The sequence below is a fragment of the Methylophaga sp. UBA3603 genome (assembly GCF_002375335.1).
Taxonomy (GTDB): Bacteria; Pseudomonadota; Gammaproteobacteria; order Nitrosococcales; family Methylophagaceae; genus Methylophaga.
In genome coordinates, this window is record NZ_DFMC01000010.1 from 288,725 (window position 1) to 309,788 (window position 21,064).

18 protein-coding genes are annotated in these 21,064 nt (G+C 46.0%); 10 read left to right on the forward strand and 8 right to left on the reverse strand.

Annotation, left to right across the window (positions count from 1 at the left end):
• Nucleotide 1: 1 nt before the first annotated feature.
• A complete protein-coding gene (locus B4F66_RS12210; protein WP_292353630.1) occupies nt 2-2,422 on the reverse strand; it encodes an Rne/Rng family ribonuclease in 2,421 nt (806 codons plus the stop codon).
• Between the two features lie 544 nt (nt 2,423-2,966).
• Between B4F66_RS12210 and rluC the strand changes: the two genes are divergently transcribed.
• Genes rluC through B4F66_RS12255 form a run of 9 tightly spaced genes read left to right on the forward strand, consistent with a single transcriptional unit; the run spans nt 2,967 to nt 9,747 of the window.
• Nucleotides 2,967-3,923, forward strand: coding sequence for a 23S rRNA pseudouridine(955/2504/2580) synthase RluC (gene rluC, locus B4F66_RS12215; RefSeq protein WP_292353629.1), 957 nt, complete (start codon nt 2,967-2,969; stop codon nt 3,921-3,923).
• Nucleotides 3,923-4,585, forward strand: coding sequence for an HAD-IA family hydrolase (locus tag B4F66_RS12220; RefSeq protein ID WP_292353628.1), 663 nt, complete (start codon nt 3,923-3,925; stop codon nt 4,583-4,585). Before rluC ends, B4F66_RS12220 begins: the two co-directional genes overlap by 1 nt.
• Nucleotides 4,586-4,628: 43 nt before the next feature.
• Nucleotides 4,629-5,612 (forward strand): S49 family peptidase, encoded by a 984-nt coding sequence (locus B4F66_RS12225; protein ID WP_292353627.1) that lies wholly within the window; start codon nt 4,629-4,631, stop codon nt 5,610-5,612.
• On the forward strand, nt 5,612-5,773 hold the full coding sequence (locus tag B4F66_RS12230) for a hypothetical protein (protein WP_292353626.1): 162 nt from the start codon (nt 5,612-5,614) through the stop codon (nt 5,771-5,773). Before B4F66_RS12225 ends, B4F66_RS12230 begins: the two co-directional genes overlap by 1 nt.
• Nucleotides 5,764-6,603: an HDOD domain-containing protein gene (locus B4F66_RS12235; RefSeq protein WP_292353625.1), complete on the forward strand. Its 840-nt coding sequence runs from the start codon at nt 5,764-5,766 to the stop codon at nt 6,601-6,603. The genes B4F66_RS12230 and B4F66_RS12235 overlap by 10 nt, the downstream gene beginning before the upstream one ends.
• Before the next feature lie 41 nt (nt 6,604-6,644).
• Nucleotides 6,645-7,292 (forward strand): adenylate kinase, encoded by a 648-nt coding sequence (locus B4F66_RS12240; protein ID WP_292353624.1) that lies wholly within the window; start codon nt 6,645-6,647, stop codon nt 7,290-7,292.
• Nucleotides 7,293-7,304: 12 nt separating this feature from the next.
• Nucleotides 7,305-8,159 (forward strand): PfkB family carbohydrate kinase, encoded by an 855-nt coding sequence (locus B4F66_RS12245; protein ID WP_292353623.1) that lies wholly within the window; start codon nt 7,305-7,307, stop codon nt 8,157-8,159.
• A gap of 2 nt (nt 8,160-8,161) precedes the next feature.
• The gene (locus tag B4F66_RS12250) at nt 8,162-8,509 is read left to right on the forward strand and encodes a Rieske (2Fe-2S) protein (RefSeq protein ID WP_292400166.1); all 348 of its coding nucleotides are present in this window, start codon (nt 8,162-8,164) and stop codon (nt 8,507-8,509) included.
• Nucleotides 8,510-8,544: 35 nt separating this feature from the next.
• Nucleotides 8,545-9,747, forward strand: a complete 1,203-nt coding sequence (locus B4F66_RS12255) for a permease (protein WP_292353621.1) — start codon at nt 8,545-8,547, stop codon at nt 9,745-9,747.
• Between the two features lie 286 nt (nt 9,748-10,033).
• Here the strand turns inward: B4F66_RS12255 and B4F66_RS12260 are convergent, their stop codons facing one another.
• The 6 genes from B4F66_RS12260 to B4F66_RS12285 all read right to left on the reverse strand — a co-directional run bounded on the left by B4F66_RS12260 (nt 10,034) and on the right by B4F66_RS12285 (nt 18,048).
• Complete coding sequence (locus B4F66_RS12260; protein ID WP_292411271.1) at nt 10,034-12,034, reverse strand: tRNA(Met) cytidine acetyltransferase TmcA; 2,001 nt, start codon at nt 12,032-12,034, stop codon at nt 10,034-10,036.
• A 45-nt stretch (nt 12,035-12,079) separates the two neighbouring features.
• A complete protein-coding gene (locus B4F66_RS12265; protein ID WP_292353619.1) occupies nt 12,080-12,283 on the reverse strand; it encodes a SlyX family protein in 204 nt (67 codons plus the stop codon).
• Between the two features lie 74 nt (nt 12,284-12,357).
• Nucleotides 12,358-16,056: a methionine synthase gene (metH, locus tag B4F66_RS12270; protein WP_292353618.1), complete on the reverse strand. Its 3,699-nt coding sequence runs from the start codon at nt 16,054-16,056 to the stop codon at nt 12,358-12,360.
• A 199-nt stretch (nt 16,057-16,255) separates the two neighbouring features.
• The gene (locus B4F66_RS12275; RefSeq protein ID WP_292353617.1) at nt 16,256-16,840 is read right to left on the reverse strand and encodes a hypothetical protein; all 585 of its coding nucleotides are present in this window, start codon (nt 16,838-16,840) and stop codon (nt 16,256-16,258) included.
• A 274-nt stretch (nt 16,841-17,114) separates the two neighbouring features.
• Entirely contained in the window at nt 17,115-17,498 is a 384-nt protein-coding gene (locus B4F66_RS12280) for a hypothetical protein (protein ID WP_292353616.1), read from the reverse strand.
• An 88-nt stretch (nt 17,499-17,586) separates the two neighbouring features.
• Nucleotides 17,587-18,048, reverse strand: a complete 462-nt coding sequence (locus B4F66_RS12285; protein WP_292353615.1) for a ferritin-like domain-containing protein — start codon at nt 18,046-18,048, stop codon at nt 17,587-17,589.
• A gap of 548 nt (nt 18,049-18,596) precedes the next feature.
• On the opposite strand from B4F66_RS12285, the gene B4F66_RS12290 reads away from it, so the two are divergent.
• Nucleotides 18,597-19,484 (forward strand): SDR family oxidoreductase, encoded by an 888-nt coding sequence (locus tag B4F66_RS12290; RefSeq protein ID WP_292353614.1) that lies wholly within the window; start codon nt 18,597-18,599, stop codon nt 19,482-19,484.
• Between the two features lie 26 nt (nt 19,485-19,510).
• On the opposite strand, the gene B4F66_RS12295 is transcribed toward B4F66_RS12290, so the two are convergent.
• On the reverse strand, nt 19,511-21,064 hold a 1,554-nt coding region (locus B4F66_RS12295), incomplete at its 5' end, for a methyl-accepting chemotaxis protein (RefSeq protein WP_292740895.1).

Sequence of the window (21,064 nt, forward strand, 5' to 3'; positions counted from 1 at the left end):
TTTATGATTCCTTGGCATCTGCTTTAGGACTCTCTTCAGTTGGTTTTGGTTTTTCAACTGGTTTTGGTTTTTCAACCTTCTGAGTCTCATTATCAGCCGAAGCAGGATTTTTTTCTACTTCTTTTGTTTCACGGTTTTCTTTATCTTTCGCAGGTGCTCCGCGGCGGCGACGGTTATTAGTCGATGCTCCGGTGCTGGTACGCGAACGACGTGGTGCAGATTTAGCCGGAATTTTGTTGCCGTCTACTTCTGGCTCCGTCGATACTGGAATAGCATTGCCATTGATTTCCGGTTCTGGTTCAGGGATAGCATTACCATTCACTTCTGGTGGAGGTGTCGGAATGGCATTGCCCTTTTCCGGACGTTCCACTTTTTCAGAAGTTTCAGAGTTCTCAGTCGCTACTGTTCCCGCCGCTGCGGCATCGCCTTCACCACGTCCGCGACGACGACGTCCGCCCCGACGTGAACGTTTGGCATTGGGATTACGCGCTTTTTCATCTCCCGCAACCTCAACTGCAGGTTTCTCATCTGCGGTGGCAACTTTTGTGGATGCTTCCGCTGGTTTGATATTTTTCTCCTCTTCACCGGCAGCATTTTCAGGCCGACGGGGACGATTATTATTACGTCGGTTGGTATTATTTCGTCCTCGACTACGACGATTTTGATTACGGGTTTCTTTTTCCACATCAGTCTCTTTAACAACAGAAGCGGGTTTATTCACATCTGGTTCTTCTACCGGAGCACCGGTTAAAACACCTAACAGTCGTTTTAACAGACTTGGCTTACGTTCAGCCGCTGCTACAGGTTTAATAATCGGTGCAGGAGCAATAGGGGCAATACCGGTAACGGCAGGCTGTTCCATAACCGGTTTTTCTTTTAACACTACGGTTGCTTCAATTTCAGGCGTCGTAATCAGCTGATGGCTGCTGGTCTGTTTTTCATTGCCATCTTTAATACGTTCGATATCGTAATGTGGTGTTTCCAGATGCGGATTAGGAATCAATACCAAACGCACGCCATGACGTTTTTCAATCGTATCAATCTGGGCACGTTTTTCATTCAGCATGAAAGTTGCCACAGAAACCGGTAATTGAATTACCAGCTGGCTGACGCTGTCTTTTGTCGCTTCTTCTTCAACCAGTCTTAATACGGCTAAACCTAAAGATTCTACGCCACGAACATGGCCTAAACCGGCACAACGCGGGCAGACTTCCTGATGCGCATCTCCCAAAGCAGGCCGTAAACGCTGACGTGACATTTCCAGTAAACCAAACCGTGAAATTCGGCCAATCTGAACGCGAGCACGATCTGATTTTAGATGGTCACGCAGACGATTTTCCACCTCACGTTGATTACGGGTAGGTCCCATATCAATAAAGTCGATAACCACCAGTCCACCCAAATCACGCAAGCGTAATTGACGGGCAATTTCCTCAGCCGCTTCCAGATTGGTATTCAGCGCCGTTTCCTCGATATCGCCGCCCTTATTGGCACGCGCCGAGTTGACGTCAATTGAAATCAACGCTTCAGTGGGATCGATTACCAGAGCGCCACCGGAAGGCAGTCGCACTTCATGACGGAAAGCGCTTTCAATCTGGCTTTCCAGCTGGTAACGGGTAAACAACGGAACTTTGTCCTGGTAGAGCTTGAATTTGCTCAATTCATGCGGCATGACCATGCGCATGAAGTCATAACCAGTTTGATAAACTTCTGGTGAATCCACCAGAATCTCACCAATGTCTTTACGCAAATAGTCACGTAACGCACGAATGATGATGTTACTTTCCTGATACACCAGAAATGGCGCATTACGGTCTTTGGTGGCAACATCAATAGCTGTCCAAAGCTGGACAAGGTATTCAAGATCCCACTGCAGTTCTTCGGTTTGTTTACCGACGCCGGCAGTGCGAACAATCATGCCCATGCCATCAGGAACTTCCAGATCGCGCAAGGCTTCTTGCAGCTCCGCACGTTCATCGCCTTCAATCCGGCGTGAAATTCCACCGGCACGTGGGCTATTAGGCATTAAAACCAGATAACGGCCGGCCAGGCTGATAAATGTGGTGAGGGCTGCGCCTTTGTTACCACGTTCTTCTTTTTCGATCTGAATGACCAGTTCCTGGCCAACTGAAAGCACATCCTGCACATTGATTCGGCCGTTGTTTTCGCCGTCATCCTTGTTTTGTCGGAAATAACTTTTACTGATTTCTTTAAGTGGCAGAAAGCCTTGACGTTCAGAACCGTATTCAACAAAAACCGCTTCGAGACTCGGTTCTACACGAGTGATTTTACCTTTGTAAATATTACCTTTTTTCTGTTCTCTGGAAGGAGTATCGATATCTAGATCGAACAAGCGCTGGCCATCGACCATCGCAACACGCAACTCTTCTTCGTGTGTTGCGTTAATTAAAATTCGTTTCATTCATAAACCTCAGTTAGAGGTCCACGCGTCAGATACAGTCAGTAAGCCGGGCGGCATCAGCCTGCCCAGGACATCCAGAACGGCGTTTTATCAGCAATATAATCAACTAGTTGGGCACTGCCAGTATCGAATCAACAGATCACTGGTCCATTTATACAATGTCATCACATTGTGGCTGCAATAGGGTTCTGCAACGCTACATAACGTCGTGTGACTCTCTTTAGTCACAGTACGTTTGATTATTTACTTCGTCGCCCTGTCTTGTACATTTTTTGCTATTTGTTTTGCTGTAGCCAGACGTGGGAACCATCTTATTCTTAAAAACAAGCTCCTTATGCGGAGCCCTGCATCACTGAACCCCTGTTCAGCGTATTCAAATTCGTTTCGTGTCCTTAGCCGCATCAACCCCATTTCTAGGGGGAGCGACGTTTGCTTAGGTCTCATCGCCAGAAAGCCGGTATACTGACCTCATTTTACGTACAGACCAACGGCAAAATATATCAGTACGCAACCACATCAGCAAGAAATAACCTTACAATATTTTATGGCGAATTCTCCACCAGCACCACCAAGCGTTCAATTTATCGATATTCGGGCCGATCAGGCAGGCCAACGTATTGATAATTTTTTGATTACATTGGAAAAAGGCGTTCCGAAAAGCCGGATTTATCGTGCCTTGCGCAAAGGCGAGGTTCGGGTTAATAAAGGTCGCATTAAACAGACCTATCGACTACAAGCTGGTGATCAGGTAAGGGTTCCTCCGCTCAGGGTCAGTGAGAAAGTTGTTATTACCGAGTTATCCGACTCACTTACCGATGCACTTGAAAACGCAATTCTCATGGAAGATGATGACATACTGGTGATAAATAAACCTGCAGGTCTGGCGGTTCATGCAGGTAGTCAGATCCAATTGGGCGTCATTGAAGCCATGCGCATTATCCGTCCTGAAAATCGCTTTGTTGAATTGGTACACCGCCTGGATCGTGACACCTCAGGTTGTCTGGTGCTGGCAAAAAGCCGTACCGCGCTACTTAATCTGCAGCAGCAAATGAAAGACTCTGAAACCGATAAGCGTTATCTTACCTTAACCAGAGGCAAGTGGCCTGCACAGGAAAACATTGTTGATTTGGCATTACAAAAAAATTCGCTGAGCTCTGGCGAGCGCATGGTGGTGCCGGATATTAATGGTAAAAAATCCAAAACCTTATTTGAGGTAAAACAGGAGTTTTCTGGCTGCCAGCTGGTTGCTGCAAAACTCTACACCGGACGTACACATCAGATCCGTGTACATAGCGCCAGCCAGTCACATCCGGTAGCTGGTGATGAAAAGTACGGCGATCGTGAATTTAACAAACGTCTCAGACAATTTGGTTTAAAACGCATGTTTCTGCATGCTTGGCAGCTTTCGCTCAAACACCCGATAACGGATGAACCATTAACCTTTAACGCAGAACTGCCCGATACGCTAAAAGACGTTTTAAAACAATTGGAAAAGCAGTGATGAGTCAGTATCAAATGATCGTTTTTGACTGGGATGGCACCCTGATGGATTCCACCAGCCATATCGTTTTCTGTATGCGCGAAGCCATTCATAAACTGCAACTCTCGCCATTAACTGATAATGCAATCAGTCAGATTATTGGTTTGGGTTTACCAGAAGCCGTCCGCACCCTATATCCACACAGCACCGATGCAGATATTCAGCGGCTGGCAATGGCTTATCGAGAAATCTGGCTGGATCATCCACATGAGTCGCCGATGTTTGATAATGCTGTCGAGTTATTGCACAAACTGGCAAATCAGAATATTTTCCTCGGTGTGGCAACCGGTAAAGGACGACGCGGTCTGGACAAAGTCCTCGCTGCCACGGGTTTAGCAGATTTATTTACCGCAACGCGTTGTGCTGATGAATGTCATTCCAAACCGCATCCGCAAATGCTTGAAGAATTAATAAGCTTCTGTGGCGTTGAAGCAGATGCCACTATGATGATTGGTGATACCGAGTTTGATTTGCTGATGGCCCATAATGCCAAAGCAAAAAGTGTTGCGGTAACACACGGGGCACATGCTCTGGAAAGGTTGCAGGCCTGCGAGCCACTGCATATTGTTGATGACTTATTTGCGTTGGATGACTGGTTGCATGGCAACAACGTGCGCTTTTGATTATGATGTGACCCACTAACTTTATAGTTCAGGATGAAACCTAATGGCAACTTTTGGCGACTTTCCACCAGAACACAAACAAGATCCACAGAACACTTCACCGCAAAATGACCAGTGGGAACGCAAAATTCTGCAGGATCTTGCATTCGCTGCCATCAAAGAGCAGCGCGCAACACGCCGCTGGGGATACCTGTTCAAATTTCTGGTATTACTGTATTTCGTCGCTATCTTCCTGATGACTAGGCCTTTTGGCGAGAGTGATCTGCCATCAGGCCCACATACGGCATTAGTTGATGTGAGTGGTGTTATTGCACCGGATATGGAAGCCAGTGCCGATCGGGTTGTCACCGGTATCCGTGAAGCTTTCGAAAGTCCACAGGCCAAAGCATTAATCCTCCGCATGAATACTCCTGGCGGCAGCCCGGTTCAGTCGGGAATCATCAACGATGAAATCACCCGTTTGCGGGCAACACGCCCTGATTTCCCTGTTTATGCTGTCATTCAGGATGTCTGCGCTTCAGGCGGATATTATATCGCCGTGGCCGCCAATGAAATTTATGCCGATAAAGCCAGTATTGTTGGTTCAATTGGCGTTCGTATGGATAGCTTTGGTTTCACCGAAGCAATGGATAAAGTAGGCGTGGAACGACGTTCATTAACAGCCGGTGAAAATAAAGCTTTCCTCGATCCGTTTATGCCACTTAAGGAAAGAGATGTTGAGCATGCCCATGAAATGCTCAACAATATTCACCAGCAGTTTATTGATGTCGTCAAAACCGGCCGAGGGGATCGTTTAAAAGATAATGCTGAAATTTTCTCCGGATTGTTCTGGTCGGGTGAGCAGGCGCTTGAATTAGGTTTGATTGATGGACTGGCCAATAGCAGTACCGTTGCCAGAGACATTGTCGGCGCCGAAGAACTTGTCGATTACACACCCCGCCCAAGCTATCTGGATCGCTTTGCCGGCAGCCTCGGTGTGAAAATCAGTGAAATTCTGCTGAGTAGTCAATATTGGAATCTTCATTAATGGAAACTAACCATCTCAATGAATCAGAGACCAAGGCCTTAGCCGAGCGCGAAGAATTATTCCGCTATGCAGACCTGAATCATCCTTTAATAGCCATGCTGTTTGCCGAGGCATCAATAGACAAGCTGACTCCTGATGAAACGGATAAAGCATGGCTCTGACACCTCAATCATTAGTTAACAAATCGCTGGAACTGGTTTCACCGCCCAGTACCTATGCCCGGCTTGATGAGTTGATCCACGATCCTGACAGCGCCATTGATGACATCAGTAAAGTTATTAACACCGATCCGGCACTGACGACACGATTATTGAAGATCGTTAACAGCCCTTTCTATGGCTTTCCATCGCAGATAAATACGATTTCCCGTGCGATTACTGTTATTGGTACGCGTGAACTGACCAATCTGGTTCTGGCAACATCGGTGGTCAATGCCTTTACCGGCATCCCCAAAACACTGATAGAGATGAACACTTTCTGGCGACACAGTCTAGCCTGTGCCATCTGTGCAAAATTACTCGCTGAAGCAGCAGGCCATAAGCAAAGTGAGCAATATCTGATTGCCGGTTTGTTACATAACATCGGCAGTTTGGTCCTGTATCAATCAGTACCTGAACTGTCTGGCGAAGCAATAAAAAGCGCCAGATTCGGGCATGAAGTCATTTACCTGGCTGAACAGCGGGTGCTCGGTTTTGACCACACAGAGGCCGGAGAAGCGTTAATTCAGGCATGGCGGTTACCGGAATCGCTTGGTTTTGTTGCCAGACATCATCACACTCCGGTTGCTTCAGGCTATGCGCCAGAAGTCTGCATTGTCCACGTCGCTGATGTTATGGTCAGTTCAGTTCCATTCGGACACAGCGGTGATCAGCATGTTCCTCCGCTGGACCCCGTGGCCTGGGAAAGATTGGGTTTACAACCGGAAATAATTCCAGCATTGCTACGTAAGGTGGCCATCCAATTAGATCATCTGGCAGCAAACTTATTATAAAAATCTAATTTAAACGAATAGCAAACTAGCAAGAGGCAAACATGAGAACAGTATTACTTGGCGCACCGGGTTCCGGTAAAGGTACTCAGGGCGTATTTTTATCCAAAAAATTCAATATCCCACAAATTTCAACTGGGGATTTACTTCGTGCCGCGGTCACTGCCGGCTCTGACTTGGGTAAAAAGGCTAAATCTGCGATGGATGCCGGCGCACTGGTTTCTGATGAAATCGTGATTGGACTTATCCGTGAACGTTTGACACATGATGATGCCAAGAATGGTTATATTCTGGATGGTTTTCCACGTAATATTGCTCAGGCCGAAGCACTGGATCAGATGCTGGATGATCTGGGACAACCATTACAGGGAGTGGTGTTACTGGATGTACCCTTTAATGAATTGATGCAACGCTTAACCGGTCGCCGTACCTGTAAGGACTGTGGCGCCATTTTTAATGTACATTTGTCTCCACCCAAGCAGGAAGGTATCTGTGATAATTGTGGTGGAGAATTATTTCAACGGCAGGACGATAACGAAGCCACTATCGAAAATCGCCTGAAAGTCTATGAAGAACAAACGGCGCCATTAGTCGGCTTCTATCAGCAACAGAATAAACTTCACACGATAAAAGGTACCGGCGATATTGATGCCATTACTGATGCAGTCGGTGCCATTTTCGACGACATCTGATTTGTTTTACTGATGGCACGCATTCTGGCCACCGGCATTGCGACGCTGGATATTATTAATGAAGTTGCCAGCTATCCTGAAGAAGATGCAGAAGTTCGGGCTTTATCACAGCGCATTCGCCGTGGTGGTAATGCCAGCAATACCCTTTGCGTGTTAAGTCAGCTGGGCCATCAAAGTTATTTGGCTGCTACACTGATTAATGAGGCCGATGGTCAGGTTATCGAAGCCGATCTAAATCGCTATCACATCAATACACAGTTTTGCCCTCGATTGAATGAGGGCAAAATGCCAACATCCTATATCACGTTAAACCGGCAAACTGGCAGTCGTACGATTGTGCATCACCGAGATTGTCCCGAATTGAGTTTTGCCGCATTCCAGCACATCGATTTATCACAATTTGACTGGTTACATTTTGAAGCCCGTAATATTTCTGAATTACAGAAAATACTGAAATATTGTCGGCAAAAGGCACCAAATGTGCCTATATCATTGGAAATAGAGAAACCTCGCGAAGATATTGAGAGCTTATTTGATTGGGCTGACTGGCTGTTTTTCTCCAGCCAATATGCCGAGGCGAGAGGTTTTCAATCTGCAGAGGATATGCTGGCTTCGCTGCCAGTGACCTATCAGGCAACGCTTACCTGGGGTGCAGAAGGTGCTTATGGCTGGCACAATGGAAAAGTTATGTATATTCCAGCAACCAAGATCGATCACGTTGTTGATACCTTGGGTGCCGGTGATACCTTTAATGCCGGAATGATCCACAGCCTGGTAGCGGAAAATTCGCTACAGGATAGTCTGCAATTTGCCAGTGAACTCGCTGCTCGAAAATGCCAACAATATGGTTTTGAAAATCTCGTTTAATTATGATGAAAAAATTTGTTTGCCATACCAAAGACCTGAAAGACCATCAAAGCTATGGATTTCAGATCCCGTTAGCAGCAGAAAATGAGCTCGATATTGTCGTGCTACGTCAGGGCAAACATATCCGCGCCTATCTCAATCATTGTCCACATCTGGGCATCCCCCTGAACTGGCAGCCAGACAAATTTCTCTCGCTGGAAGAAACACATATTCAATGCTCAACACATGGCGCGTTGTTTACGCTGGAAGAAGGTTATTGTATTTCCGGTCCATGTCGCGGGCAAAGTCTGACTCCGCTCAATATTGAAATCACTGAGCAAGGGGAGGTTTACCTCATCTCTCAAGGCTGATAGGGTTTTAATTACTTCAGCTGAAAGGAATTGCGATGGATTCTTTGCTCGATAAATGGTCCGAGGCCGCCCTCACCAGCTTGGGATTTTTCTGGATGGCTCTTTGGGCATTTGTGCTGGGTTATCTTATCAGCAGTATTATCCAGGTCATGGTCTCCCGTAGCGAAATGCGCAAATTAATGGGTGATGATAGTCTGAAATCTATGACGCTGGGCAGTGCATTTGGCTTTATCTCCAGCTCATGTAGCTTTGCTGCACTTGCAACCAGCCGTGCTTTGTTTCAAAAAGGCGCCAATTTCGCCCCCTCTATAGCATTTCTGCTTGCTTCCACCAATCTTGTTATCGAGCTGGGTTTTGTTATCGCCCTGTTTTTGGGCTGGCAGTTTGTGGTCGGAGAATATATTGGTGGAATTATTCTGATCCTTTTAGCCTGGCTATTCATAAAGCTGACTAATCCGGCCGAATTAATCAAAAAAGCGCGGCAAAAAAAATCAAATAGTGATCATGACCATGAAAACGACGGTCATGCGTGGTCACGTATTCTGGATAAAGAAATCTGGTCAGCTATTAGTCAGAAATATGCCATGGAATGGCAGATGGTATGGAAAGACGTACTGATTGGCTTTACTGTCGCCGGCATTATTTCCGCTTTTGTGCCAACGGCTTTTTTTGAGTGGCTGTTTATCGGTGCCGGTACCAGCGACCCGGGTTTCTGGGCCTTATTGCAACAGGCGATGGTTGGACCCGTTGCCGCATTTTTTACATTTATCGGCTCAATGGGCAATATTCCTTTGGCAGCAGTTCTGTTTGGTGAAGGGGTCGCTTTTGCTGGCGTGATGGCCTTCATCTTCTCTGATTTAATTGTGTTGCCAGTGCTGCGTATTAATGCCCAATATTATGGCTGGAAAATGGCTCTGTACATTATGCTTATGCTATTTACCTGCCTAATAGCCACTTCCTTGCTGATGCATTATGGGCTGCAGTTATTTAACTCGTTGCCGGATCAGAGCCAGTGGTCATCCCCAGCTGATCGCGATCATTTTCAGCTTAATTATCAGTTCTGGCTCAATGTCATATCCATAGTGGCTTCAGTATGGATGTTATTGAAATGGAAACGCCAAAATGAGAATAGCAAACATCACCATCACGGTGGAGGTAGTAGCCAACCGATTATCAATAGTCTTTGTGTAATTGCTGTTATTTGGCTGGTGTTGGGCGTGGTTCTGAGTTTGTTTTGAGAAGAACAGTCTTCTGCCTGACGCATTTGAACCAAGAGTATTTATAATCCAGCAGGAATTGCTTGTTCGTTTCCCTCCCAACTTTTCTCTGTTGTGATTATTTCATTTGCTGTTAGTGCTAGTTATTTAACATACCTGCTACTAAGCTTAATTACAGAAGTTTGTTCCGTAGGTTTCGATCAAGCCAATGTTAGGCGAAAAGATGACAACTATATTGCATTTTAATGAAGCATAGCTTGTGGGAAGCACTGCAAAAAATTGTTCTACAGATTATTTATTACTGACCTCACAACAATAGAACTCTGATCGCTTCCCGCAACTGCCCTATCAAATCCTGCTTCCCTTTCAAATTTAACTGTCTGCAAACAGTGGCTATTGGCTGCTGCTGTAATACAAAAATTAAACAGATAGATTGCAGTAATGTTGAAATTGATAGGAACCGCTGCTGTGCTACGCAGTTCAACACAAATTTTCTGATGGCTATCTGGCAAGCATCATAATGCCGTTTTTGAAAGGCAAAAGCAGTGATTTCCTCTTCATCAGCAGCCGTTATTGGCAACTCCGCTTCCGGTAACAGCTGCATCAACAATGGGATCAAACCGGCTTCCAGTTGAGATAGCTGGCTATTGAGCAAATCTGGCCACTGTTGACTCAATCGTTGCTGGGTTAGCTCAACCAGTTGCTGACCAGCCAAACTGATGGGTTTTGCCAGAATGACTGCATGACGACCACTGATATGATCACTATGAGCGCCCACTCGCATTAATCGATAATCGCTGTTTTGCCAGAAGCGCACCAATGCTTCACTGGCAGCAAAGCTGCAACCTAATATATCGGTGTTTTCTGGTAAATGAGTTACCAAAGCATTTACTAAATACTGTCCTATGCCACGACTTTGCAGGGCAGGATGTACAGCAATCCGCACGATTCTCTGATAATGATATTCACCGGCAATACTAATGCCTGAATGGGCTAACAATGTCTGCGGCAATAGATGACCATTTAGACGTCGTTCACCAGCAAATACTGCTGCGGCCAATCGCGGATTAATCGGTCCTTCGGCTACTAACCATGCACTGGCAACCAGCTGCTGCTGATTAAAGACACCAACTAACCACATATCATCACGATCCAACAGCATTTGCAGATCAGATGGCCGAGTTCGATAATGCGCCGTTACCATCAGACCAAAGCATTGTCTTAACAACGCTTCGTCCTTTAATAACTCTGTTGCAGTCAGTTTTTTAACCTGAAGCTTTTCTATCCCCAGATCCACAATCAATTGTTCAGCGACCGGTTCGGCATCCAGCAAACAGAGTTCAAAGCTGAATTGTTCCAATACATCGCCTAAATTCCAGCGAACCGGTTGCGTTAATTCAATCTGTCGCCAATCTGGTGTTTGCTGATCAAGGACTTGCTGGAACTGCAATTTAAAACCACGGCCACTGCCCTCGTAACCATGTAAAGTCGTCGCAAAAATAATCCTCGGATAGCGTTGCAACATCAGCTTGAGCATGGGTAAGGTCAATGCAGCGGCTTCATCAACCAGCAATACATCAGCATCCAGCTCATTCTCCAGCAGAGCATCCGGTGCCACAAACTGAATCTCGCAACCATCGCTGAATAACTGCCCGTGACCAAGCTGGGCGTTTTTTAATTCGCTGGCAGCATGTTTAAATAAAGTTTCCACACTGGCATAGCTGGGCGCTGTGACTAAAATCTTTTGTTTTCCCTGGCGAATCAACTCCGCTGCCGCGATTCCCAGCAAGGCTGTTTTGCCACGACCTCTATCAGATGTAATCAATAAGGGTCGGCGCCGATGACCAAAAGCTGTTTTGTGGATAAGACTTAATGCATTTTGCTGATCAGGCGTCAGTTGAAACGCTTTATCCGGGTTTTGTTCAGGACGAAAATCACCTGGCAGGATTCTACCCGGTAGCCATTGATGAAACTCTGCAAAGTCAGCTTGATAATGCTCAATAACCTGCTCAAACCGTTGATACCAGTTGGAAGAAGGACTTTTTTCAGGCAGCAGCATTAGCAATATACCACCTGCGCGGATAGTGCCAATAATGGCTGCAAAGCTGTCGGCGTTAAATTCCTGAGTCGCGTCAAAAACCACTACATCAAATTCTTGCCCGAGAAATTGGCGTGCCTGTTTTTGAATTTTTTTATCCGCTGAGGCCTGTGAAGCGTCAGTGAGCCAGATATGATAATCGGGCTGCCAGAATGCCAGCAAGGCTTCAGCAGTTTGATGAGCAAGCTCAGCCGCTTCTTTAATCAGCAAACATCGCCTGGGCGGTTTATTCAACTTCATAGACGCTGGACAGAATTAATAATGTGGTGGGGGCGGTTCATTCGCCTGTTGGATCAACTGATCTGCCTGAAGTGCTTCCACCTGACCCAGCAATTTTTCCATTCGACGTTCCAGTCGATCTATCTGCTGTTGCTGATCGGTGACCACCTGGTTGAGTTGTTCAATCACACCATCCTGAAACGCCATGCGGGTTTGTAAATCTACGATGTCTTCATGCATAGCTAAACTTCCCCTTTCTTATAGTTAATGGGTTTAAACACAGTTTTAAGAATGGGCTTGTTTTTGATCCGTCATCAATCATCACCATCATAGGATAATGCCGGTGCCAACCAACGTTCAGCATAATCAAGCGTCCAGTTTTTGCGTTTTGCATAATCCTTAACCTGATCTTCACTAATTTTACCCAGACCAAAATAACGTGATTCAGGATGCGCAAAATAGAAACCGCTGACCGCCGCTGTTGGCAACATGGCAAAACTTTCGGTTAACGTCATGCCAATGCGTTTTTCTACATCCAGCAAATCCCATAACAGACCTTTTTCGGTATGATCTGGACATGCTGGATATCCCGGTGCCGGACGAATACCCTGATATTTTTCGTCAATCAGATCTTCATTGGCTAATTGTTCATCTTTTTTATAGCCCCAGAATTCCTTGCGAACCCGTTCATGCATACGCTCAGCAAAGGCTTCTGCTAGCCGGTCGGCCAGCGCTTTGACCATAATGCTATGGTAGTCATCATGATCAGCTTCAAAACGTTCAATATGCTCATCTATGCCAATTCCGGCAGTTACAGCAAAGGCGCCGATATAATCTTCCACCCCACTGTCTTTGGGGGCCAGAAAGTCTGCTAATGCAGCATTAGGCCGACCTGGTGGTTTCTCGGCTTGCTGTCGCAATGAATGCAATTTCATTAATACCTGCTGACGACTGTCATCAGTATAAATTTCGATATCGTCATCGCCGACACTATTGGCTGGAAACAAACCAATCACCGCGCGTGCTGTTAGCCATTTTTCATCAACAATCTGTTTGAGCATTTTTTTCGCATCTTCAAACAAATGCGTGGCATGCTCACCGACGATTTCATCGGTTAAAATACGGGGATATCTGCCAGCTAATTCCCATGACTGGAAAAATGGTGTCCAGTCGATGCGATCCACCAATTCTTGTAGTGGGTAGTCATCAAACACCTGAATTCCGGTCTGAGCAGGTTTTACCGCTTGATATGCCGGCCAGTCGATTTTGGTTTTATTGGCCCGGGCTTGTTTCAGTGTCAGCAAACGTCGGGTAGATTTACGGCCTTTATGCTGATCGCGTTTAGTTTGATAATCGGTTTTGATTTTGTCGACAAAATCTTCACGGGTGATTTTACTGACCAGATTCTGTGCCACGCCAACGGCTCGTGATGCGTCTTTTACGTAAATCACCGGACCATGATAATTTGGATCAATTTTGACAGCGGTATGAATCAGCGAAGTCGTTGCACCACCGATCATTAACGGAATATCAAACCCCAAACGCTCCATTTCCTTGGCCATATGCGCCATTTCTTCCAGCGAAGGCGTAATTAAACCTGACAAACCGATAATATCGACATTTTCCTTGCGTGCGGTTTCCAGAATTGTCGCTGCAGGCACCATCACGCCAAGATCAATGATCTCGAAGTTGTTACATTGCAATACCACGCCGACAATATTCTTGCCGATATCGTGAACATCGCCTTTTACCGTGGCCATCAGGATCTTACCGTTACTGCTACTGACCGTGCTGTCGTCTTTTTCCAGTTCGATGAACGGCATCAGATAGGCCACGGCTTTTTTCATTACCCGGGCGGACTTAACCACCTGTGGTAAAAACATTTTGCCTTCACCGAATAAATCGCCGACCACATTCATGCCGTCCATTAACGGTCCTTCGATGACCTCTAGTGGTTTGGCATATTCATGACGAGCCAGCTCGGTATCTTCTTCGACAAAGTCCGCGATACCTTTGACTAATGCATATTCCAGCCGTTTAACCACCGGTAGACTGCGCCATTCCAAATCTTCTTTTTTCTCAACGCTGCCATCGCCTTTGTATTTATCAGCAATTTCCAGCAAGCGATCAGTGGCATCGTTACGGCGGTTTAAGATAACGTCTTCAACCCGCTCACGTAACTCTTCGGGTAAATCATCATAGATCGCCAGCTGTCCGGCGTTGACGATACCCATGTCCATTCCGGCTTTGATGGTGTGATAGAGAAACACCGCATGAATCGCTTCACGTACTGGATTATTACCACGGAATGAAAATGATACGTTGGATACGCCGCCACTGATCATCGCATGTGGCAGGCTTTGCTTGATATCACGGGTGGCTTCAATAAAGTCGACGGCATAATTGTTATGCTCATCAATGCCGGTCGCCACGGCAAAAATATTCGGATCAAAGATGATATCTTCGGCCGGAAAATGCACTTTTTCAGTGAGAATCTCATAACTGCGGGTACAGATTTCGCGTTTCCGTTCACGGGTATCGGCCTGCCCATCTTCATCAAACGCCATGACGATAACGGCTGCGCCATAACGGCGTACCAGCTTGGCCTGTTCGATGAATTTTTCCTCACCTTCCTTGAGACTGATCGAGTTGACGATGCCCTTGCCCTGAATACATTTGAGACCGGCTTCAATGATTTCCCATTTGGAGGAGTCAATCATAATCGGAACGCGGCTGATATCCGGTTCGGCAGCAACCAGATTGAGGAAAGTCACCATCGCATCCTGCGAATCGAGCATGCCTTCATCCATATTGATATCGATGATTTGTGCGCCGTTTTCAACCTGCTGTCTGGCAACCTCTAAAGCTGTATCGTAATCACCTTCCTTGATCAGTTTGGCAAACCGCAATGAACCGGTCACATTGGTCCGCTCACCAATATTCACAAACAGACTGTCCGGTGTGATCGTCAGGGGTTCCAGGCCGCTCAAGCGGCAATAATGCTTGTTTTCAATCCGCTGGCGTGGTTTAACACCTTCGACGGCTTCGGCAATGGCTTTGATATGTGCCGGCGTCGTACCACAGCAACCACCGATAATATTCAGGAAACCGGCTTCGGCCCATTCCTTGATATGAATCGCCATGGCTTCCGGTGATTCATCATATTCACCAAACTCATTTGGTAAACCGGCATTGGGATGGGCACTGACATAACTGGTGGAAATATTCGACAGCTCTTCAACATACTGACGTAATTGCTCTGCACCTAAAGCACAGTTCAAACCAATGGATAACGGTTGTACATGTGACAGTGAATTCCAGAACGCTTCAGCCGTTTGGCCAGAAAGTGTGCGGCCACTGGCATCGGTAATGGTGCCGGAAATCATCACCGGCAAATGCACATCATGCTGTTCAAAATACTGCTCGATGGCGAATACTGCGGCTTTGGCATTCAAGGTATCAAAGACGGTTTCAACCAACAGCAGATCACTGCCACCATCAATCAGACCACGAATGGCCTCCAGATAGGCTTCCACCAGCTGATCAAAATTGACGTTACGAAAACCAGGATTGTTTACATCTGGTGAAATACTGGCGGTACGATTGGTGGGGCCTAATACGCCGGTGACAAACCGCGGTTTGTCAGGATTACTGGCGGTAAATTCATCGGCCACTTCACGGGCCAGTTGTGCCGAGACTTTATTCAGCTCATAAACCAGATCTTCCATCTGGTAGTCGGCCATCGCGATCGACGTACCATTAAAGGTATTGGTTTCAACTATATCGGCACCGGCTTCAAAATAGGCCCGATGAATATCGCGAATGATCTGCGGCTGAGTCAGCGACAGTAAATCGTTGTTACCTTTGACATCACAAGGATGATTGGCAAAACGTTCACCGCGAAAATCTGCTTCACTCAATTTGTAACTTTGCAGCATGGTGCCCATGCCGCCATCAAGGATTAGGATCTTTTGTTCAAGCAGACTGCGGATTTGATGAGAAGCTGTGGTCAAAACGGTTTTCCTGTCAGGCTGTTAGAGGTATAGAAAAAACGCTTGATTATAACAGATACTCGTATCGCTTCAGGCATGTTAGCGCTTCTGTTTTGAGCTCAGTCGAAAATATATCTTTAATGGATTTAAACTGACAAAAAGAATATGGGAGGAGAAATGTTTCTCCTCCCAGTTTTGATTTCAGCAGGATTGAAGCGTCTCAGGCGTGAGAGAGCTGATATATCCAGCGGGAAATAGTCTCAAGCTGTCGGCTGTCTTCTTCGAGGGCCTGATTAAACTCATTCGCCAGGTCCTGTAACCCCATGTTGGTAAACAAACCGTGCAGTGTATGCCATTCTGCATTGTCATTAGTAGCAAAGATCAATACCGATTCCAGGCATTGCAGCACGGATGTCGTTTTCTTGGTGAAGACTTTGGGTATTTGCAGGCTGGACTGTAAATTGGAATCCGCATCGGGAATCCATTCATCAGAGTCAAATCCTAATGTCTCGATGGCCGTCTTCAGTAACCGACTATGTTCTACTTCTTCATCACGGAATTGTCTTAACAGGTCAACGGAAACTACAGTTTTTCTGCCATTTCGCATTGCCAGACATTTGAATATCAGCGCTTCATATAATCTGACGCTGGCGCGTTCAAATGCAAGTCGCTGACCTAGTTTATGCAGCAACAATTCAGTGTTGTGTTGATGCACTTTCTTGATGTCACCAACGGCTCCATCAGGAACGGATTTACTTAAAACTTCAAAATCCATCTCATCCATATCAAGTTCAGGATGAAGCATGATTTTAGCTCTGTTTTTTTCAGAAGAAGAGCTCGTGTTTGTCTTTTCATCATCCGTGAGTGTTTTTGAAAACCGGGTATGGTGTCTCGGTATGGGCTGATTATCTAACTTTCTAGCGTGTGGCATGGCAGCATCCTTTTATCTGTTTGACCCTGTAGAAGCTTTGTTTATATTAGCGATGTTATCCAAACTGGCTCTTTAACACTGCAAGCTCAACCAAGTTGAGCAGTTAAGTTCGATTCTCGTCATTTAGTGTTTCACCCTCATTTCAACGTTATGGCGTCGGGCTATCATCCGGATAGGCTGAATCCGGCACATCTGGCGCAATACCCTGTGGAGACTGGTTTTCGGGAAGAGTCGGATCGTTACTTTTCGGGTTTATGCGCGAAGGTGGTGGCGGTGGTTCAGGTGTGATAACCGATCTTGAAGGAGGAGTTGTCGGCAATGGTTCAGTTTCAGGAGGATTGACCGTTGTGTTTTGTTGATTCTGTTTTATCTGACTATCAACTCGATTATCGATGGGTAGTCCAACCTGATTTTCCTGTTTCTGGTTAATGGTTGAACGGTGGTCCTGAGGTTGATTTAAATCCTCTGCCATTACTGAAGTAACGGTTAAGAAAGCCGAAACGGTTGCTGAAAGAAATAATTTTTTATACATTTCTTTAGTCCTTCATTAAGCTATCTTTTAAAAAGACAGTTCTATATAAGTAAATGTTGCATGCCTGGTGTGATATTTTTCGTATGTTTTAATCAAGCTCTTGTATCGCCGATTCAATCCAGACCCGATGATGACGAACATCTCCCAGGGCCTGCTTCAGCATTAATTGGATATAACCAGGATATATTTCATCATTAGCATTTTTATAAAGCTTGTTGGTCAGCCCCTCATTAAGCAGCATGGCTTTCAAAACAGATTTATCCCCACCAATACCCGCGATGATCACGGGTCCCTTTGTGAGGAATTGTTTGTAATCTCCTCCATCTAGTGGAGTTCCACCTTCCTCGATAATCGCGTCACATAAGTCCATCAAGTGGCGCTCGTGTTCGCCAAGAAACTCCGTCATTTTTGCCCGATAGTCGAGATTTTCCAGCCGTTCGATTGCAACTTCGTAAGTCTCAATAGCATTAAATTCCAATGCAACCAAATCATTAAGCTTGCTGATGATATCTTCAGTCTCCATGACATCACTCTCATTAATTACTTCCATCGTGTGCCTTTAAATTTTTTATTGAATATTAATTGCTTATTCATTTTTTAAACCTGACCCTCCATTTACTACAGCCACTCACGCAGCCATTTTCGGTACTCATCTTTAACGCGGGTCGTAACACTGACCATTTCGATTTCCGGATTCATGATGTCTTGGATATTCTTGATTCTCTCCCAAACATCTCACTCTGTTCGTTACTTAGCGTACATATACTGCAATGCATCATGTACTGGCCTTAGCCAAAAGCTAATCAACACTATCGCAATCTGTATGCCAGAGATCTTTTTTCACCGTGAAACAAGGATGCACAATGTCTGGCCCGGAATTCTGTTTAAATTAAATCAGCAAAATAAAGGGTTACCTGTATAAAAAATTCCTATCACCAGTAATTTTTACCCGGGCATTGTTCCTGTAAATACATCTAATTACGCATTAGCAGCTCATCATCACTGATTGTTTTCTCGTTGAATCGTGATCGGAATAGCTTTTGCAATTGAGTTATTCATTAAGTGTTTTTCAATTAATGATTTAGGAGGATTTCAGCCATGACGCAAAACACCTTCACTGATCCAAGAAATTGTTACCCTCGTCCCGAATTTGAAACGCAGTCACAGAAATTGCCCGGTCAGGAAAGCAAAATGAACCCGGTGCCGGATCATGGTGAAACCAGCTATCAGGGACATGATCGATTAGCCGGGAAAGTGGCTTTGATTACCGGTGGTGACAGTGGCATTGGGAGGGCGGTGGCCTTGGCCTATGCTCGTGAGGGAGCAAATATTGTATTTACCTATCTCAGCGAAGAAGTGGATGCACATGAGACTGAACGCCTGGTACGGGAAGCTGGTCGAGAAGTTATTTCAATAAAAATGGATCAGTCAAATAATCGACCGGCCTGTGATAGAGCCGTGGAAGTATGTATCGAAGAATTTGGCCGACTGGATATTCTGGTCAATAACGCCGCTTTTCAGCAAACCTATGAATCGATACAGGATATTCCCGATGAGGAAATCAGTTATGCATTTCAAACCAATATTGAAGCCTTTTTCCATTTTTCACGAGCAGCGTTAAACCATATTCCACCAGGTGGATCCATTATTAACACCACCTCTATTCAGGCATTTGAACCCAGCAGCAATCTTGCTCCTTATGCCGCAACTAAAGCAGCTATTGCCAACTTCACCCTGTCATTAGCTTCTGAAGCCATCAACCAGGGCGTCAGAGTAAACGGGGTAGCACCGGGCCCGGTCTGGACTCCGTTAATCCCCACCACCATGCCTGATGAAAAAGTGAAAAACTTCGGTGCCAATACCTTATTTGGCCGCCCGGCCCAGCCGGCTGAACTGGCACCGGTTTATGTCTTTCTGGCCTCAGCAGATGCCAGCTATGTGACTGGTGAAATTTATGGCGTCACCGGTGGCCGTATCCAAATGTGAAACCCCGGGTTGCCATAAAATCCAGGTCAGACCTTGAACGAACCTAACTGAAGTTTAAGGCTGTTAGCAGCTTCGTCCAGCTGATTCCCTACCTGATTCAGCTGGCGAGCGCCCTCGGTTGTATGTTCGACCAGTTGCGAAATTTTTGTCAGATTTTTACTGACATCCTCACATACCGCACTTTGTTCTTCGGTCGCTGAAGCAATCTGAAACGTCATTTCGGTGACTTCCATAATAGCTTTCTGAATATCCTGCAATGCAGATTCTGCTGCACGAGCCAGATCAACAGTTTCAGTCACTTGTTGCCCACTTTGCTGCATTTTGGCGGCTGCCTGTCGACTGCCTTTTTGCAATACATTGAGCTTTTCCTGAATATCAACAGTGGCTACCTGAGTCCTACTTGCCAGGGCTCTTACTTCATCTGCTACTACAGCAAAACCACGACCTTTCTCCCCGGCCCGCGCTGCTTCAATTGCTGCATTAAGTGCCAACAAATTGGTCTGTTCAGCAATTCCCTGGATCACTGACAAAATGCTGACAATCGCCTCACTGTTTTTTTCCAGCTCCAACATCGCTGATTGAGATTCCTGCACACTATTACTGACCTGGTGAATTGACTCTGAGGTACGTTGCACCAGTCCAGCACCAGACTGTGATGACTCATTGGCATTACTGACAAATTGTGATGTGCGATCGGCATTTCCGGCAATCTGCTGGGCTGAAGCAGCCATTTCTGTTACCGCAGAAACCATTTCTTCAAGCAACTGCTGCTGCTGATCCATCTGTGTTCGCGTTTGCTCGCTGATTTGACGACCTTCAGCAGACAACTTGCTGACATTGTCGCCAAGCGGAATTAATTGCTGAATCAGCCTGCGAAGCTTGCCAATAAAGGTGTTCAGAAAACCGGATAATTTACCCGTCTCATCCTGGCGTTTGATATCAAGCTGCTGCGTCAGATCGCCCTCGCCCTCAGCGATAGAAGCTACCAGTGTAGTCATTTCTGACAATGGCTTGATACTGCTACGCGCCACCAGCCAGACCACACCGACACCAATAATGGCTAAAAGCAAACCCAGCAGACTGGTGGTGGTCACAAAGGTGGTTTGAGCACGATGAAGAAATTGCTCCTGTTTGGCTACGGCTGCCAGTACCTCGGCTTCTGGAACCGCCAGATAGGTTACCCAGCCCTGATCACTTCCTGGCAGGTTGAATGGGCTAAGCACGATAAATTGTTGCTGTTGCTGCAAAATCCGGCTTTGGCCTTCCTCGCTGACACTGCGTAATGCTTCTCTGAGGTCATTATCCAACGCATTGAGATTCTGACCAATCAGCTCAGGTTGCTGACTGTGTCCAACTATGACACCCCGTGGACTGATCAATAAGGTCTGCCCCATTCCCTTATAAAGCTCTGCCGCGACATCCTTGATAACCGATTGCAAAAAAGCAGCAGAGATATCAATACCACTTATGCCAATAAACCGACCATCACGCATTATCGGAGCAACCAGACTGGTCAATAGCACTTGCTCACCGTCAATTGGATAAAGGTAAGGGTCAATGACACAACTGCTTTTCGATCT